Origin of the sequence: Pseudoalteromonas sp. SR44-8 (assembly GCF_014163635.1) — a bacterium.
In the GTDB taxonomy this organism is placed as follows: Bacteria; Pseudomonadota; Gammaproteobacteria; order Enterobacterales; family Alteromonadaceae; genus Pseudoalteromonas; species Pseudoalteromonas rhizosphaerae.
This window is the reverse complement of record NZ_JACJDS010000011.1, coordinates 32379-51092: the sequence shown is the minus strand read 5'-3', so window position 1 is coordinate 51092 and position 18714 is coordinate 32379. Positions and strand designations below refer to the sequence as shown.

Below are 18714 nucleotides of genomic sequence, written 5' to 3'. Positions count from 1 at the left end.
CCATGAATGTATTAGTCATTGGCAGCGGCGGCCGCGAACACGCACTTGCGTTCAAAGCCGCTCAAAATACAAAAGTAAACACTGTTTATGTTGCACCAGGTAATGCCGGTACAGCGCTTGAACCCAAGCTTGAGAATGTTGCCATTAACGTTGAAGATCTCGATGGCCTACTTAGCTTTGCACAAAACAATAATGTTGAGCTAACCATTGTTGGACCTGAAGTACCATTAGTACTTGGCGTGGTAGATAAATTCCGTGAGCACGGTTTAGCTATCTTTGGCCCAACAGCAGGCGCTGCGCAACTAGAAGGCTCTAAGTCATTCACTAAAGACTTTTTAGCTCGTCATGCTATCCCAACTGCGGATTATCAAACGTTTGAACAAATCGAGCCTGCGCTTGCTTATTTAAAAGAAAAAGGCGCGCCGATTGTAATCAAAGCTGATGGTCTTGCCGCAGGTAAAGGCGTCATTGTTGCCATGACCGAAGTTGAGGCTGAAGATGCTATTCGCGATATGCTAGCCGGTAACGCTTTTGGTGACGCTGGCAGCCGCGTGGTAATCGAAGAGTTCTTAGAAGGTGAAGAAGCATCATTTATCGTGATGGTTGATGGTAAAAACGTATTACCTTTTGCTACCAGCCAAGATCACAAACGCGCTTATAATGGCGATCAAGGTCCGAACACTGGCGGTATGGGTGCATACTCACCAGCGCCGGTGGTAACTGATGAAATCCACCTGCGTATTATGAACGAAGTGATCTACCCAACAGTAGAAGGTATGGCAAGCGAAGGCCATCCTTACACTGGCTTCCTCTATGCTGGTTTGATGATCGATGACTCTGGGACCCCTAAAGTAATCGAATACAACTGTCGTTTTGGTGATCCTGAAACACAACCTATGATGCTTCGTTTACAGTCTGACTTAGTTGAACTGATTGAAGCAGCTAATCGTGTTGAACTTGATAAAACGACGATTGAGTTTGACTCACGCGCAGCAGTGGGTGTGGTACTTGCAGCTCAAGGCTACCCTGATAACTACCCAAAAGGTGATGCAATCAGTGGTCTAAAAGTAACCTACCCAGAAGGCGAAAAAGTCTTCCATGCGGGTACTAAGCAAGACGGCGATAACGTAGTGACTGCCGGTGGCCGAGTATTATGTGCAACGGCACTAGGTAACACAGTGACCGAAGCGCAGCAACGTGCCTACCAACTAGTTGATGAAATTAGCTGGCAAGGTATGGAATACCGTACAGATATTGCTTATCGCGCTATCGCTCGGGAAAAATAGCGCATTGGTATAACCAGTTACTATTTAATAAAAGCGCAGTTTATCTGCGCTTTTTAGTGCTACACTAATTTCAAGGACTAAAAAAAGAACGCTGACAATTGAAAAATAACCATCTTCGCTATCGCTTTATTGCCGTTTTAATACTACTTTTCTTGTTCTATGTAATTGCTAATTTCGCAAGTCATTTAGTCACGCCCACTAGATATACAATCGACAAAACAACTCCCATATATTTATCCCAAAGTTATCTCATTGATGATACAAAAAATCTGCATACTCAGCAGATTTTAGACAACCTAAATAGCTTTACAGCAAAACCTTTTGAGCATATCGATTGGAACTTCACGCCACGTAATTACTGGTTACTAGTAGATCTAGATAATCGTAGCCAACAAAATGAAAAAATTGTCGCTCATTTTGATAATCCAATGGTTGATCATTTAACTGTCTATCACCTAGATAGTCACAATAATATTATAACGACCACTCGACTTGGTGATTTGGAATCTGAACTCTCTCTTTTTCAATACAGCGTGCCGCATATTCGGCTAACAATTACTGCGCAGAGTAAACAAAAGCTACTACTGAAAGTTGATACAACCGGCATAAGTAAAACCCCTGTCAATTTATATGGCGAAGCAGAGTTTCAAGATTTAACCCGCTCACAAACCGCTATTTGGGGAATATTTGTGGGTGTACTTATTATGGCGGCACTTTATAACTTAGTGCTGTTTTTTGGTATTAAAGATCGCGTGTACTTAATCTATATTGGTTACATTATTAGTGCCATCATTTTAATGGGGGGTGTACTTGGTTTTGGTTTTTATCTTTGGCCACTAAGTTGGCAGCTATTTTTTCAAAAATATATTGTTGTTAGCAACTATGCAATTGCTTTATTTACCTTAGCATTCTGCACTATGTTTTTGCGTTACCATAAAGAGCAATGCTGGCGTTATAAACTCAGTATATATTTAATGCTTTTAATGTTTTGTCTAGGTATAAGTTGTTTTTTCATAGCTGAAAATATTGCTGCACCGATATTTTTTGCTGTGTTGGTATTGTTGTACATCGTCTGTATTATTATGATTTACAGAAAATTACGTAGTGGCTTTCGATGGGCTAAGTTCTATGTTGTTTCATGGATACCTCTTATTATTGGTGCAGCCATTCAACCGCTTGAATTAACTGGCGTATTACCTTATAGCTTTGCTATACGCCACGCATTTTTAGTTGCAATACTATGTGAGGTGGTATTAATGGCTATGGCACTTGCGGATAGAGTGCGCTATCAACGAGAAAAGGCGCTGTATCACGCCACTCATACAGAGCAAACCAAACTATTAAATAGTGCCATGCTAAAACAAGCCTATATGAGTTTACAACTCAAGCAGCGCAGAGCAAGCTTATGCTTAATTAGAATTACTGATTTTCATTCACTCAGTCATATTTTAAATCAAACTCAAAGTAGTCAACTTGTTGTTGCTATTGCTAAATCTCTTGAGCTGCAACTGAGTAAAGAGCGTGAGTTTATCAATTTAGAGAGCAATCTAGATACCTGTCCGCGGATAGCCGATTTGAGCAACGGTGTGCTGGCATTCATTTCAATTAAAACTCAAAGTGCACAATCACTGCATGATAAGTTAACCAAAATTCGTAAAAGCTTACCTAAACATCATCCGGTGCAAGGGTTTGATTTACAATTAAGCTACGCAATGGGATATTGTATTCTCGACGGTGAAAGTGGCTTTGATACATGGTTGCAAAATGGCTATTTTTCACTAACCGAAGCGCCACAAACAAGCTATCCAAATAATCAGTCAAAATTAATACCTGTCACTATGAACATTAGCTTAGCGGCTGCATTTCAAAATGCCTTAAAAACGAACCAGTTAACTATTTATCATCAGCCGCAAATAGATTTACGCACCGGCCAAACGATTGGCAGTGAAGCCTTATTGCGCTGGCCTAATGCACCTTATGAGCAAATCAATATAGAGGCTTTAATCCTATTAGCCGAACGTACTGGTCTTATCAATAAACTCACACTGTGGGTGCTAGAGCAAGCCTGCCAAGATATCGCTAAGTTTAATCACGCAGGTTTTTTTAAGCATAAAGTAAGCGTTAATTTAAGTGCTAAAAACTTAATGATCCATAATTTAATTGAAAAAATTGAAAACACCTTACTCAAACACAATGTTCCTGCCAAACAACTTAAGTTTGAACTTACTGAGTCAGCTTTAATTGCAAACCAACAGCAAATGATTCACTTAGTTGAACAATTAACCCGCCTTGGTATTGAAGTGATTTTAGATGATTTTGGTACTGGCTATTCGTCACTAAATTGTTTTGTTAGCTACAACTTTTCAACCTTAAAAATAGATAAATCATTTATTATAGGTCTCCCTACTCACAGTGCTAATAGAGTAATTGTTAAGGCTGCGATAGAAATGGCTCATAGCCTAGGTTTAAAAGTCACTGCCGAGGGAGTTGAAGATGTAACAACACAACAACTTTTAAAGGCCATGGAGGCAGACTACGGGCAAGGGTACTATTACTCCAAAGCCATCGCTGTGGATGACTATTTGTTGTGGTTAGCTGAAAATAAACAAGCGAATTAAGTAAAATTGCCACATGTTTAAGGATTACTGATAGAATCCTCTTTTTCACATCTTTAGGGGCGTAAAGATGCAAGGCACTATCAAAAAATTAAAATCATCGCTAACACAACCGATTCAGTATCATTTGCCTGTGGGTGATGAGTTGGTCGATCTTAATGCCTATATTGGCAAGCAGCTTACACTGACTTTTAATGGCGCTATTGTATGTTCTAGCTGCGGTAAAAAAACCAAAAAAAGTTACTCGCAAGGTCATTGTTTTGTATGTATGCGTAAGCTTGCTAGCTGCGATATGTGTATTATGAAACCTGAAACATGTCACTTTGACCAAGGTACTTGCCGTGAACCACAGTGGGGCGAAGAAAACTGTATGATCCCACATTATGTCTATCTTGCGAACACGTCAGGGCTGAAAGTGGGGATCACCCGTCATACACAAATTCCAACCCGCTGGATTGACCAAGGTGCAACGCAAGCACTGCCAATATTCAAAGTACAAACGCGCTTACAATCTGGATTAGTTGAAGTTGCCTTAGCACAATTTATTGCCGATAAAACCAATTGGCGTAATATGCTCAAAGGACAAAGCGATGTCCTTGATTTAAAAGCTGCTGCGGCAGAACTTATTCCACAAATTGCCGATAAACTAAATGAGCTTGCAGAGCTCTTTGGTGCTACTGCGATAGAACAACTTGATGAAGAAGTGGTTGATTTAGAGTTCCCTGTTACCGCCTACCCAACTAAAATTAGCTCTTTTAATTTTGATAAAGAGCCAGTTGTGAGTGGTATTTTAAACGGTATTAAAGGCCAGTACTTGATCTTTGATACTGGCGTTATCAACATTCGTAAATTTACCTCTTACGATATCACCGTAGGTTGATTTTGCAGCTGATAAAACTCTAACCATTGCCGCTGCGTTAACGGGCGGCAATAGTAATAGCCTTGGATCACATCGCAGCCTAGCTCCAATAAGTAACTATACTGAGCAAGCTTTTCAACCCCTTCAGCGATAACTTTTAAATTAAGACTATTCGCCATTGCCACTATCGCGGCAACAATCTCACTATTACCGTATTCATCGGGTACTTTAGCAATAAAGCTGGCATCTATTTTTAGTGTATCTATGGGTAATTTTGTAAGGTAACTCAGTGCCGAATAGCCGGTACCAAAATCATCTAGCGCAATCTGTACGCCCATTTTTTTAAGTTGCCACAATTCTCTTTTCGCCTGACTAAATGAGCTAATAAAACTACTTTCTGTTAACTCTATTTCAAGACAATTTCCCGATAAATTATAGCGCTGGAGCATTTTCTCAACGCTACTTGATAAACTCCCCTGACTAAGATGGCAAGCTGAGATATTAATTGCCAACCGACCAGCCGTTATTCCTTGTTGTTGCCATAACGCCAATTGCATGCCAGCGTTATTGAGCACCCAGAGATCCAGCTTTACAATTAGACCTAGTTCTTCCGCCAATGGGATAAACTGTGCAGGCGATATTATGCCAAGCGCGGGATCTTGCCAACGTAAGAGTGCTTCAACACCTTTGATAGCTTTACTTCTTAAACACTGTTTAGGCTGAAAATACAGTTCAAACTCATCATTTTCGAGCGCATATTGAAACCGGCTCATCATCGCAAAGCGCTCTAAAGAGCGTGCATTCATCGATGGCTTAAATAACTGAAATGAGTTTCTACCCACTTCTTTAGAGCGATACATGGCAATATCAGCGTGTTTTAGTAAAGTTTCACTATCGAGACCATCATCAGGATAGACCGCAGCACCGATTGATGCCGTCGCGCCTACCTCAAGCCCTTCGAGCTGAAAAGGAGTGTTTAAGTTATTTAAAATTTGATCGGCTAAACTAATCACTGCGCTAATATCATCAATCTCGCATAGCACCACAAATTCGTCGCCACCTAATCGCGCTAAAGTATCACCTTCACACAATACGTTTTGCAGCCGTATTGCCACCATTTTTAATAACTCATCCCCCGCACTATGCCCTAAGCTATCATTGATTTCTTTAAACCGATCTAGGTCAATAAACATCACTGCTAACATGTCGTTATTTCGATGTGCAGCAGCTAATGCCATGGTTAATCTGTCATTAAATAAGCGTCTATTAGGTAAGCCTGTTAGCTCATCAAAATAAGCTAACTGAACAATTTTGTCTTCTGCAGTTTTACGTTCAGTGATATCGCTAAAAATCGCCGCATACACTAGCTCATCATCATTTGGCTCGCGGATAGCAATAATAGTTAGCCATTCAACATACAAATCACCATTTTTTTTACGATTGCATATTTCCCCTTGCCACACACCAGTTTGGGTAATTGATTGCCACATTTTTACGTAGAAATTTTTACCGTGCTTTCCGGAGCTTAGAATTCTAGGGTGTTTGCCGACCACTTCATATTCTTGATAGCCGGTAAGCGCGGTAAAAGCAGGATTAACCTGCATGATCACACCATTTTGTTGGGTGATCATAATACCATCTAGCGAGGCATCGATTATTTTATTCGCGAGATACAAATTACGCTGTGAATGCTGAAGGTCTATATCACGTTGTTCAAGTACTTTTTCAAGCTCACTGTAATAGGCGCTTTCTATTTCATTAACAAGATGCTCAATGGCGAGCACTCCCTTAATCTCCAAATCATCAGTGACCACTAAATGACGCACATTGTTGGTAGACATTAATCGATACGCATCGAATAAACTGCTTTTTGAGCTTACCCGATACAAGGGCCAACTTGCAAAACTCCAACATGACGCATTACTATCGGGTTCGACGATCAAATGCAGTAAATCTCGCTGGGTGATAATGCCATGTTCGTCTTGCTGCTGGTTATACACTAAAATAACTTGGGCGGTTCGCTCGCGCATCATTTCAACGCCTTCACTGAGCATCAAATAACTAGGTACCACTAACACATTTTTATGATATTGCTCTTTGATTGGTCTAAATTGTAAATAGTGATCAAGCCCTTGATTACGTACAATATCACTGATACTAATAACGCCGCATGGTAGATCATTGTTATCAATAACTAATAAATGGCGAACATTGTGTTGATAAAAAATAAGCGCGGCATCACACAATAATTGCTGACAGGAGATTTTCAATACCGGACTGCTCATTACGCTTTGAATTTCAATATGTTTAAGGTTGCTGTCAGTAAAGTCTAGTTTAATGCAATCGGCTTCTGTCCAAATACCAACGATTGCTTGCTGTCGTTTTACAAAAATTGCGCTTATATTATGAACCTGCATCAACCGTACAGCATCAACTAAAGAGGTATCGGTGGAACAACATACTAATTTCCTAGAAAAAATATCTGATACCTGTTGAGGGTGGCGAGTTTGTTTCATAATATTCGTCCTTAGTATAATACGAACTATAATTATATTATTATATTGCTCGCGCTATTTGATACAGGACAATAAATGCATGCATACTTACTTCCCTTACTTGATATGTAGTGACAACGAGCTAGAAATTATTAATGAACAACGAGATTTAAATGACTATCTACACAGTTTAACCGCTGAACAACAGCAACACTGTGTGATATTGAATAAACAAGGCGAATATTTTGATTTAGCATTTAACCTTGCAACACCGCTGACTAACATAGAGTTAGCTCGCAGAGTAACGCAGCACTTAGCACAAGAAGGACACTGCTGCTTAACTAAAATAACGAGCCTAACAGCTCCACAAGCATTTGATCTATTAGGAATAAAATAGCACGTTTAGTTGCATCAGCCGTTTTATCCATGAGTTTAGTCGCGTGTGGTGGCAGCGATAACAATAAAGAACAGCAAACCCCACTAGCGACTTCTACACCGGTAACCTAGTATTTACAGTTTATTTATTACAAATAAAGAAAAAGGTTACTACCATGAACACGCCTTTAATATTGATTTAACGCATATCGTTTACAGTGATAAAAATGATATTATAAACATCTCGTTATACTCAGCTCAGTAAGGCAGATAGCAATGAGTACACCTAATTTATCAAGACGCATGCGCAGGCTTCGCCACAGTGACGCAATGCGACAGCTAGTACGCGAATTTGATTTTAATATTGGCGATCTTATCCATCCTATTTTTATCGAAGAATCGTTAACTGAAAGTCTAGAAATATCCACTATGCCTGGTATACAGCGCATTCCTGAACATGCATTAGCCCAAGAGATTACTGAACTGCATAGATTAGGAATTCAGTATGTTATGCCTTTTGGCATATCGCATCATAAAGACAGTGTTGGCAGTGATACATGGCACGATGATGGTTTACTGGCACGTATGATTAAAACAGTCAAACAAACATGCCCCGAGATGATGGTAATACCCGACATTTGTTTTTGTGAATATACAGATCATGGACACTGTGGCGTTGTTGAAGATAATCAAGTTTGTAACGACCAAACTGTTGCTAATCTTGTAAAGCAAAGCGTATGCGCAGCAAAAGCGGGTGCAGATATGCTAGCCCCATCTGCGATGATGGATGGTCAAGTTAAAGCTATTCGAGAAGGCCTTGATAATGCAGGGTTTGAACATGTTGCCATTTTAGCTCACGCCATTAAATTTGCTTCATCTTTCTATGGTCCATTTAGAGCTGCTGTTGATTGTGAATTAAGTGGTGATCGCAAAGGCTATCAAATGGATTACGCAAATATTCGTCAAGCGCTTCAAGAAGCCCTTCTTGATGAACAAGAAGGCGCTGATATTCTAATGGTGAAACCAGGCACTCCCTATCTTGATGTCCTTAGCAGCTTGAGAGAGAAAACAAACTTACCTTTAGCTGCCTACCAAGTTGGTGGTGAGTATGCCGCTATTAAATTTGCAGCATTAGCAGGTGCCCTTGATGAAAAGAAAGTGGTATTTGAAACACTGACCGGCTTCAAACGTGCAGGCGCTGATTTAATAGTGAGTTATTATACAAAACAAGTTGCACAGTGGTTAAAAGAATAACCGTGGTAATTTTTAGGGCATGTAACATTTTAGAACACGCTAACTCTATATTGGCTTAGTTTAAACCTACGTAAATATCTTAACGTGTTACATGCGCAAAAATTAAAAAACAAAACTTGATCTCGTAAATCATAATTTGTCTTGTTTTATAGAGTGAGGATAAGTAATGTTTGCTGTGTTTTTACAAATATTGCTCATAGATAACCGATAAAAAGAGTCAATAATCACCACAACTTTGCAGAATCAAGGAAGTACACCATTAAAACTGAGTAATGGTAAGCAGATCATAGCAAATGGGCAACTTGACTTTATCGATATAAACCAAGTTGATGCAACGCAAACCAACGTAGGCAAGTTACCCGAGAGTATGAATAAACTTCCTTCTGTTTAATCATTTTCAACAGCAAATTACCTCGTTTATCGCAACGCCTTAGCGCGTTACAACAACCTCACCACGAAGATAGTAATTATTTTTATCGTAAGCATCCGAATTCGTTTGTTCATCATATTGAGTGACCGTAAAGCTGGCTGCATGTATCTGTGGCATCGGCTTTGCTGACTCATATTGTGTAACGTAATAAACAATCTCACCACTTCTGTAGTAGTTGCGCTCAAACACCTCAAAATTAACAGGTTCAGCGCCTATCAATATATGGCTATCTTCCCCATTTAAGTAAAAAATATGCTGATTATCGCTGGCAAAATTTTCATCTAATCGTGAAAACCTGGCGGTATCAATATCAACATCCGCTAAAATAGCGAGACCTTGATAAAAGATATGTTGCCCGTCTTTCCCATAACTATCATCAATAGGGACAAATGACTGCGCATCTATGTTATGCATGGGTTCATCGTGATGGTAAATGACCTGATTTCCCTCATGCCCTGAGATATTCCAAAAACTATAATAATCATATGCTGCATAAGTGCTAGGATCTGCGCCCTCAACAATACGCTCGCCTTTAATCACCTGAGTATCGTTAAGCCAATAAAGATCACTGCCAATTATCTTAGCGTGCAAGTTTTCAAGGTTAACACCACTCACAGCTTGACCGCTGTAGTAAAGATGCTGTTTATCTTTAGCGTACAGTTGAGCATCATAGGTATTTAAATCAGCTTGACTGTAACTGATAAAGCTTTCAGCATCAGCGTGTTCCATTAACTTAGCATTATAGTAAACACGCTGTTCGACCACACAGTAGCCACCATTGGCAATACCTTGAAGCAGATTCTTAACCATACTGGTATAGCCAAATATCGTAAATAAAAATCCGATAACAACGACACTTATCAGTGCCATCTTGTAACTGTTAATGCCAAAATAACTACCACCAAATAAACCAATCAACAAAAATAACGGTACCGGATAGCTTAAAAATAATAAGGCTGTTAATACCGCTTGCTTGTTATTCGTCGCGCCAGGGGCACCGAACATCATCGGCGACATCATCATCATGCTTCCCCAAAAGCACAGTGCCAACGTGACTAAGATATTAATTACTACAGACATTATCTTCCTTGTTTAATTAGTTGTATTGGTATCATACAACAACCAATATTTTTACTTAATTGTAGAATGAAAATAAAGCTACTCTTCTGCTTCTGCAAACACTCTAATATGTTCTACAGCGCTTCGCCCTAGCGCAGATAAATTATATCCTCCTTCTAAAAAAGAGATAATCCCTTTACAGCCAGTACTTTTTACCATGTCACACAGCTGTTGTGTCAACCAGGCATAATCAGCCTCAACAAATTTGAGGCTTGCCATATCATCTTCAAAATGCGCATCAAACCCTGCGCTGATAAACAATAATTCTGGCTTAAACTCTGTTAATTTAGGTAACCACTGTTGGTTATACAACGTTTTTAAATCATTGCCATCGCTGGCTATGGGCAACGGTGAATTAACCAATGTATCGTTATTTTCAACGGCGGTATTAGGGTAAAAAGGATGCTGAAATAATGAGCAAAGCAACACATTGTCATCATCGATAAAAATGTCTTGCGTGCCATTACCGTGGTGAACATCAAAATCGACAATCGCAATGCGCTTAATCCCTTTACTTTGCGCGTACTTCACCGAAATTGCTAAGTTATTAAACACACAAAAGCCGGCAGAGGTTGTACGGTTTGCATGATGACCCGGTGGCCGTACGGAGCAAAATGCGGCATCGAGGTTATCCGCTAATATTTCATCGACGGCTAATAGCCCTGCACCTACCGCCCGCTCAATTGCCAAAAATGACTCTGGGCATAACCAAGTGTCGCCATCAAGTGATACTAAACCTTGTTCCGGGAGGGTGTTTTCCACCAGCGATACAAGGGCCTCATCATGGGCTAATAAGTAATGCTCACGTAATGCTTTAGGCGCTTGCTTTTGCTGCACGGCAATATCCAAGCCACTGGCCAAAAGACGATCGGTAATAGCATCTAAGCGCTCAGGACACTCTGGATGATCCGCGATCATTTTGTGTTTACGGCAAAAAGGATGAGAAATAATCGCAGTACGCATAAATGCTCCAAATGAGTTAACGACTGTAACTATAACAAAGCCACCCTTTGGTGGCTTTGCGACTTTGGTTTACTATTTAGCTTGCAAATGAAGATTTCTAAAATCAAAACTGAAATCAGTCACCGCTGTTGATACTGCACGCATTGTCGCTTCATTCACACGATTTTTAGTGCTCATATCAAAGCTAATATACGCATCAGCTTCGAGTAGCTTTTCATCCCACTTGACGATAAATGTGTTGCCCGTGTAATGCTCAAGCTGCCCTTTTAAACGTTTAGTATGCGTGAAATCAATACGTAGCTTACCGTCCAGCTCTTCAATAATAACATCACCATACCAATCATCATGCAAAGTGCCGGTGTAGCTAATATTTGGTAACTGTGGTTGATAGTCAGCAGGAGCGTCCGGCTTAGCATTAGCATACGCTTTTTGCTTACCTTCAAAATGCTTTTTAGCCAACTCTGCTACCCAATCTTTATCTTCAAGTTCAAGGGCGTCTTCAAGCACTTCATGAGTAATAGCAGAGAGCGCACCGAATGCTTGCTGATTAGATAAAATAACAATCCCGAGGTTTTTCTCAGGCAATAACGTCACCTGCGATACCATTCCTAAAATACCACCACCATGGCCTAATTTTTTAATACCGTGGTAGTCTTCAATGCTCCAACCTAAACCATAACCTCTAAATTGCTGATGATAAGCCTCATAAGCGCTTTTTGACGCCAGTGAGGTAATATGTGGATGCCACATTTGCTCTTGTTGTTTTTCACTAAACAACTGCTCGCCATTTGGCATTTTACCATGGGCTAATTGTGTACGTAGCCATTGGCTCATATCATTCACACTGGATGCAATCGCGCCGGCACCACGAAAATCCTCTAAGTAATTAACGAAAAATGGATGTAATTGACCATCCATAGGAATATGACCCGTTGCCCAGTTCTTATTACTTTTTGGAATACGCGAAAAACCGGCGCGTGAGTTATCCATGTGCAAAGGCTGGAGAATATTCTTTTCAATATAATCATTCCAGCTCATACCTGAGACCCGCGCGACTACCTCGCCAGCGGTCACAAACATCAAGTTGTTATAAGCGTATGTGCTGCGAAAGCTACTAGCTGGTTTTAAATATTTAAGGCCTGCGAGAATTTCTTCGATTGATTTATCGGTGTCAGGCCAAATCATTAAATCCCCTTGGCCTAACCCTAAACCACTACGGTGACTTAATAAATCACGGATCGTCATTTCGCGGGTTACATAAGGGTCGTATAAACGAAATTCAGGAAGGTGATCAATTACCTTGTCATCCCAACTGAGCTTTTCTTCATCAACTAATTTTGCCAATGCCGCAACCGTAAATGCTTTAGTATTTGATGCAATACCAAATAAGGTGTCTTTATTCACCTTACTACCTGTATCTAAGTTACTAACACCAAAGCCTTTAGCAAAAATAACCTTATCGTTTTCAACAATCGCCACGGCCATACCCGGCACATCAAAGCGCGCCATTGAATTTTCAATCACTTGATTAATGTGCTTGGTATCAATATCGGCGTAGCTATTAAATGCACAGCCTGCTAATAAGGTGGCCGCAATCGCTAGTTTAGTTAATTTCATAACAATCCTTGGAGTTATCATTTTAGTTTTTATTTTTGATGTACAGCAAACTCAATGGCTGCACGCGCACTGTCGCTATCTTGGCAGGTTGGCCGAGACTTTATGGCATCACTGTACGCATTTGGCACACCAGCTTCAAGCGCACCGCGATGAACGTGCTGCATATACCAATCGTAAGGCAGTATCTGAGCATCAGTGGTGTTGGCAATATAACAATGCGCCGCTACTTGTTGCCCATCAAGTAATGTTACTTGAATATCTACGCAGTCATAACGAGGCCCTTCGATGGCGTCTAAAATCGTTTTTTCTGCGTCATTGAGTTGATATACCACGCCATATACTTGCGCGTTCTTATCATTTGATGGGCGTACATTGCCTTTTCCTGAGCCATCAGTACTTACCATATCAAAGGTTAACTCGTAACCGGCTAGTATTGCCGTACCAATACGAGTAGCGTTTGGTAAACGCGCCAACAAACGACTCGACGACATATTTGAACCAAACGAAAAATTATATACAGCCATATTCACCTACTACAGATTTCTGTTAAAACAACACTTACACTACAATTCTTATTGCTAGAGCGATCAAAATCACGCCAATACCACGGTCAAACCAATAGCCACTTTTTTGAAAAAAACCGCGAACACTAGGCTTTGATAGCACCAAGGATAGAAACGAAAACCACGCCCACGTTGCCAATGCCATATACAGCCCATAGCCTGCTTGCACAATTAATGGCGTTGATTGGCTGATCACTAAAGTAAACAACGACATAAAAAATAACGTGGCTTTTGGGTTTAACGCATTGGTTAAAAAGCCGCGACGAAATGCAATCCAACTGGATTCAACACCTTGAGATTGAAAAACAGTTTCTTGCTGCGCTGGCGCCGGTCTAGCACTTCTAAGCGCTTGCACACCAATGTAGGCCAAGTATGCACCCGCTAAATATTTTAATGCCATAAATACGTTTGGTGATTGCGTTAATAAAACCGCAACCCCGAGTAAGCAATAACTAACATGTAATAAAATAGCCAGGCCTACCCCAAAGCTGGTCCACAATGCATTACGACGCCCCTGCTGAACACTTTGTTTAAGCACAATGGCAAAATCTGGGCCGGGGCTTGCTACAGCAAAAAAGTGCGCCAGTGCAATCAATAAAAACTCATCTAAATAAGCCACGATTACCCCGCTTTTTTATCATCAAGCGCTAACAACAACGGATTAGCAGTACTATTAACTAAGGCTTTTATTTCTTTTTGCGCCTTTTTGAATTGGCTGCGTAAGTGCGGCTTTAAATGCTTTTTAGAATCTTTATAGCCTTTAAAGTGGCAAATAAGGGCATGCATAAATAAGGTTTGCGGTTCACTAAGTGCAGCTTGCCTGTTCGCATAGGGGTTGTAACACGAGCCACAGCCCCCTTTAAACTGATACACCGTATTGCTCATCATTACCCCAAAACCTAAAAAACATGCCACGGCATCGGCGGCTTGTGGTAAAAACTCTTTACCGCCTGGTGGTAACACGCCCACATGGTGGATCATAATTGTCGCTAAAGTACCGGCAAAGCTGGCCACTAAATCTTGTGGCTGATTAATTTGATTTGGATTAAATGACACATTAACCGTATGGCTTGGCGGCACAATTAATTGGCTATTATCACCACGTAACTGATTACTAAAAGCAAAATGAGGAAATACTTGCGGCTGCAATTGCTGTGGAGCCACCAGCGTAATTGGCCAAGCTTGCAGCCCCGCATAGCCAACCACTCGCTCAAACACTTTACTGGCCATTTCTTCAATGCTTGAAACCGCATCGGGAAAGCATTGGTGGTTTGGCAAAACTAATTGCGAGTTATTAATGAAATAATCGCTGTCAAAATTTTCCACCGCCCACACAAAAGTATCAATCAGCCATTGCTGCTCTTGTTCATCTAATAAAGGTTTGCTTTTAAATAACGCTAACATAGTTTGCTCTTTTGCTTATTCTTGCTCTTGTGCCCATGCCCATGCTTGGGTGTTATACAATGGCACAGTGGATAACGCATGATGATGACTGCCGGTTGACTCTTTAGTTGAGTACGACAGATATAACAGAGTTCGCGTTTGCGCATCATAAATTCGACGCACTTTTAATGATTTAAATAAAATACTTTTTGATGATTTAAATACCACCTCACCCGACTTACTACGGTCAATCGCTTGTAATTGGTCGGCAGTAATTGGTCCTGTTTGGCGACACGCAATAGACATATCAGACGGATCAGCAAAATCTAAGTTTGCTTCGATATGGCTAATATGGCAGGTTACGCCTTTTACTAGAGGGTCTTGTTGCGAGTTAACTTTAATATCTTTAGTGGTAAATAATCCCAAACTAACTGATGCAACATCATCAGAGCAGCCCGCTAAGGTGATCAATAAACCTGTCAATACGCCTATCATTATAGGTTTCATATATTACTTGCTCCATGTAGGGGGAAACGATTCGTGGCTTACATTTAATATTCAGCTATGTTTCAATACTAACTTAAATTAATCACAACAACGAGCACGACACCATGAAAAAAGTATTTGTTTTACTGTGCTTACTGTTAGTAAGTCAGAGTGCGTTAGCTGGTTACTCACTGAGTATTTATACTGGTAAAAGCTTTAATCAATCATTAGAAACTAAAAACGGTTTAGCAATAGAGCTCAAAGATAGTAACCATCTTGCTTTTAGTATTGATAGAACAATTGACTCAGCTCGTTATGGTTTTTACTTTTCAAACACCGAAAGTGACTTTCAATCCTCCCCTGATAAAAACGTTGAAATGCAGTATTTTATGTTTCAAAGTGCTGTTGAAGTCCCTTTAAGCAACCACATTAATAGTTATGTCGGCGCACAAATTGGTGCAAATTACATAAGTCCTAACTTCGCCAGCTCTGATACTTTCTTTGCCAGCGGCCTGTATGGCGGTTTAGAATACTTATTTAGCGATCAAGCTCGCATCTTATTTGAAACTCGCTGGCTTGCAACGATCGTCAATAATGCCAGTAACGTTTCATGTACATTACCAACAGACGAAAACAAGCAATGCTTGTGGCATTTTGATGGTGATGTACTCAATCAGTTTCAAACCAGCTTAGGTTTCACATATCGTTTTTAGGGGAGCAAATAGATAACATGCCACATATCATCATTGAACATTCTGAAGATTTACCGGTATTACCGCAGGTATTGGTTGAAAAAATTCATCAAGCAACGTTTAACAGTGGCTTGTTTGAATTAGCAACGATTAAAACTCGCGCTATAGCCTATACACATTATCAATTGGGCGATGGTAAGGAAGGTTTTATCCATATTTCCGCACACATTATGCAAGGGCGTACAATTAAACAAAAGCAACAACTCAGCGAGCAGTTGTTAGACTGTTTAAAAATATACTGCCGAGAATCAGACAGCTTAAGTGTTAACGTTCACGATATGGAACACGAAATTTACCGAAAGTGTTAAACAGCCTCTAGGGTAAATATTCAGCTTTAATACGCTTAATATCAATTTGTGGTGATTTATACGAGGTATACACTAACCAGCCTATATTTTCGATATAGGTCAAACCTGAGCTGCGGCTAAATGCACGCTCAGGTAAACGCATCAAATCATGCTGACTTTGCGTAGAAAAATCATAATAACTCAAACGGTAATCGTCCCGTTCTACATTGAAGTAATATACTCTTGATAACGCCTGAGTTGCTCCCTCAACATAGTACCAAGATGAATGATTAGACAAATTAATAGATTCAACAAGTAATTGCGCATGGCCACTATCAGGCTGTTTTATCCATAATTGTTTGGCTGCAATATCTGCAAAAATTAACGCTCCATGCTTATCCTCATACGCATACATTGTTGATTGCTCAATCGCTTTACCTAAATTATCGCCTTTGAGATTAAACCGGTATAACTCATTATTATTTGAGGTCAATATACTCTTACTATCCGGCGCCCAGCTTGGTTTGCCATGATAATTAAGGCCTGTATTTATTTGGCTGCTACTTTGTGAATTAAAATCATAAATTCGAAGGCTATTCACTTCATTTTTAGATACGACAAATGCTATATAACGTCCATCTGGTGACCAAACAGGACTATAAATAGTGGCATTTAACTGAGTTAGTTTCTTCCGTTGCGTGCCATCCTTATTGGCAATCCACAACTCTGTCGTGCCTGATTCATTTGACACAAATACCAATTTATTTTTAGTAGCACTGTAATCAGGAAAACGCGTATTAAAATGTGTAGATAAAACAGGAAATGGAGAGCTCGCCACCACATTATTTGTTTCAACTCGCATCAGCGTAGAGTCGATATCCCATTGGTGAAAATACAAACTGCCGTCTTGGCTGTATTCTGGATAACTTAATCCGTCAATGTGCGCATCAACTAAGCGCCCAGTTGCTAATTCATAAAAATAACCATGCCGCTTACCTTGATCAACCCCAGAAAAAACCAACAAATCTTTACTCGGGTGCCAATCCACACCACGAATATCAACAAATCCCGAGGTCAATTGCTTAGCATTGCCAGTAGCAATTTCAACTAAAAATAGCTCTTCGTAGCCGGAGGCTAAATTTCGCGATACCACGAGCTGTTTACCATCCGGCGAAAATACCACTGATTCATCATTAAAATCACAGTTCCCAGAGCAAGGCACTCGTGTTATTGCTAACTCATTTGATTGAAGATCAACAATATTTAGCTGTGTTTGTGCGTGATCATTTTTATCATCACTGATAAATACCAGCTGATTACCTGCGGCGTTAATATCAAGATCGGTGCTTCGGCCTTGACCGCATGTTGCCAACACCCTTGTTACTGCTGTCGTTAAATTTTGTTTAACTATTTCACACTGCCTTTGCTCATCTCGCCGATAATAAAATATATTATTTAAATCATGACTAAATACAGCACGTCCCTCAAGAAATGAGCTCTCAGTTAAGGCTATAGCCGCTTGTTCAGGTGAAAATAAATCTCGAAGATAAAGGTTTGCTTGCTGTCCAGGGCGACGCCAAGAATAAACAATAAAATGGCTGTCATTTGAAATTGCCGGAAATAACTCCCGACCTGGGCTCGTGGTAATGGTTTCAACATGTTCAGATAAAGATGTGAACTTTAACGGCTCAAGACTCGGAATTTGCCGCTTAAAATAAAAAAACGCAAGACATACCATAACGGTAGCCACCATGACTGCAATTTTAACACTACTAAAAAGTACTTGTTTACTCTTTTTTATTTGCGTTAACTGCGGCTTTACTTCTGATTTTAGCTTTTGATTATCTAAAAATACTGGTTGCTGTGCCAAGCGATAGCCTGTTTTGCGAACTGTAGCAATATAAGCATGAGCAGGGTCTAGTTCTTTAAAGGTTTTACGCAAATGCCAGATTGCATTGGTCAGCGCTTTTTCACCGACAAATTGATTACCATCCCAGACACCATCGATTAGATCTTCACGAGTAACAAGTTCTGGATAACGCATAACAAGAAAACACAGCAACTCGACAAATTTAGGTTGCAATACACATTCACTCTCACCACATAACAGCTTATTTTCAATTGTATTAACTTCGCACTGCCCTAAGGAAAATGACTGGTTAATTTTCATAAATAACGTATTTACACCTTATATTTAGAAGTCTAGAAGGTTAACCTTTTATTGGCACAA

The 18714-nt window shown here is 40.1% G+C and carries 16 protein-coding genes; 7 read left to right on the top strand and 9 right to left on the bottom strand.

Going from position 1 to position 18714, the window contains the following annotated elements; genetic code table 11:
* Nucleotides 1-2 precede the first annotated feature (2 nt).
* The 3 genes from purD (at nucleotide 3) to H5183_RS07185 (ending at nucleotide 4781) form a co-directional block, all read left to right on the top strand.
* Complete coding sequence (gene purD, locus H5183_RS07195; protein WP_182731321.1) at nucleotides 3-1286, top strand: phosphoribosylamine--glycine ligase; 1284 nt, start codon at nucleotides 3-5, stop codon at nucleotides 1284-1286.
* Nucleotides 1287-1384: 98 nt separating this feature from the next.
* A complete protein-coding gene (locus H5183_RS07190; protein WP_145234785.1) occupies nucleotides 1385-3904 on the top strand; it encodes an EAL domain-containing protein in 2520 nt (839 codons plus the stop codon).
* Between the two features lie 67 nt (nucleotides 3905-3971).
* Nucleotides 3972-4781 (top strand): DUF2797 domain-containing protein, encoded by an 810-nt coding sequence (locus tag H5183_RS07185; RefSeq protein ID WP_145234783.1) that lies wholly within the window; start codon nucleotides 3972-3974, stop codon nucleotides 4779-4781.
* On the opposite strand, the gene H5183_RS07180 is transcribed toward H5183_RS07185, so the two are convergent.
* Nucleotides 4760-7276 (bottom strand): EAL domain-containing protein, encoded by a 2517-nt coding sequence (locus H5183_RS07180; RefSeq protein ID WP_145234781.1) that lies wholly within the window; start codon nucleotides 7274-7276, stop codon nucleotides 4760-4762. The two genes, H5183_RS07185 and H5183_RS07180, sit on opposite strands and share 22 nt — an antisense overlap.
* A 79-nt stretch (nucleotides 7277-7355) precedes the next feature.
* Here H5183_RS07180 and H5183_RS07175 point away from each other — a divergent pair, with 79 nt between their 5' ends.
* Together H5183_RS07175 and hemB are read left to right on the top strand one after the other, a co-directional pair.
* Nucleotides 7356-7652 carry a DUF4144 family protein gene (locus H5183_RS07175; protein WP_145234779.1) on the top strand — a complete coding sequence of 99 codons (297 nt, stop codon included), beginning with the start codon at nucleotides 7356-7358 and terminating at the stop codon, nucleotides 7650-7652.
* A 254-nt stretch (nucleotides 7653-7906) separates the two neighbouring features.
* Nucleotides 7907-8884, top strand: coding sequence for a porphobilinogen synthase (gene hemB, locus H5183_RS07170; protein WP_182731320.1), 978 nt, complete (start codon nucleotides 7907-7909; stop codon nucleotides 8882-8884).
* A 430-nt stretch (nucleotides 8885-9314) separates the two neighbouring features.
* Here the strand turns inward: hemB and H5183_RS07165 are convergent, their stop codons facing one another.
* The 7 genes from H5183_RS07165 to H5183_RS07135 form a co-directional block, all read right to left on the bottom strand.
* Nucleotides 9315-10394, bottom strand: a complete 1080-nt coding sequence (locus H5183_RS07165) for a DKNYY domain-containing protein (RefSeq protein WP_182731319.1) — start codon at nucleotides 10392-10394, stop codon at nucleotides 9315-9317.
* A gap of 78 nt (nucleotides 10395-10472) precedes the next feature.
* A complete protein-coding gene (locus H5183_RS07160; RefSeq protein WP_145234772.1) occupies nucleotides 10473-11396 on the bottom strand; it encodes a histone deacetylase family protein in 924 nt (307 codons plus the stop codon).
* A gap of 72 nt (nucleotides 11397-11468) precedes the next feature.
* A complete protein-coding gene (locus H5183_RS07155; RefSeq protein ID WP_145234770.1) occupies nucleotides 11469-13013 on the bottom strand; it encodes a serine hydrolase in 1545 nt (514 codons plus the stop codon).
* Between the two features lie 29 nt (nucleotides 13014-13042).
* Nucleotides 13043-13537: a gamma-glutamylcyclotransferase family protein gene (locus H5183_RS07150; RefSeq protein WP_145234768.1), complete on the bottom strand. Its 495-nt coding sequence runs from the start codon at nucleotides 13535-13537 to the stop codon at nucleotides 13043-13045.
* A gap of 34 nt (nucleotides 13538-13571) precedes the next feature.
* Nucleotides 13572-14195, bottom strand: a complete 624-nt coding sequence (locus H5183_RS07145) for a LysE family translocator (RefSeq protein ID WP_145234766.1) — start codon at nucleotides 14193-14195, stop codon at nucleotides 13572-13574.
* Between the two features lie 2 nt (nucleotides 14196-14197).
* Nucleotides 14198-14980 (bottom strand): hypothetical protein, encoded by a 783-nt coding sequence (locus H5183_RS07140; RefSeq protein WP_145234763.1) that lies wholly within the window; start codon nucleotides 14978-14980, stop codon nucleotides 14198-14200.
* Nucleotides 14981-14995: 15 nt separating this feature from the next.
* Complete coding sequence (locus tag H5183_RS07135) at nucleotides 14996-15466, bottom strand: CreA family protein (protein ID WP_182731318.1); 471 nt, start codon at nucleotides 15464-15466, stop codon at nucleotides 14996-14998.
* A gap of 104 nt (nucleotides 15467-15570) precedes the next feature.
* Between H5183_RS07135 and H5183_RS07130 the strand changes: the two genes are divergently transcribed.
* Together H5183_RS07130 and H5183_RS07125 are read left to right on the top strand one after the other, a co-directional pair.
* A complete protein-coding gene (locus H5183_RS07130; protein WP_182731317.1) occupies nucleotides 15571-16158 on the top strand; it encodes an outer membrane beta-barrel protein in 588 nt (195 codons plus the stop codon).
* A gap of 17 nt (nucleotides 16159-16175) precedes the next feature.
* Nucleotides 16176-16505 (top strand): 5-carboxymethyl-2-hydroxymuconate Delta-isomerase, encoded by a 330-nt coding sequence (locus tag H5183_RS07125; protein ID WP_149983139.1) that lies wholly within the window; start codon nucleotides 16176-16178, stop codon nucleotides 16503-16505.
* 7 nt (nucleotides 16506-16512) lie between these two features.
* Here H5183_RS07125 and H5183_RS07120 read toward each other — a convergent pair whose 3' ends face one another.
* Nucleotides 16513-18654 carry a winged helix-turn-helix domain-containing protein gene (locus H5183_RS07120; RefSeq protein ID WP_182731316.1) on the bottom strand — a complete coding sequence of 714 codons (2142 nt, stop codon included), beginning with the start codon at nucleotides 18652-18654 and terminating at the stop codon, nucleotides 16513-16515.
* Nucleotides 18655-18714 lie beyond the last annotated feature (60 nt).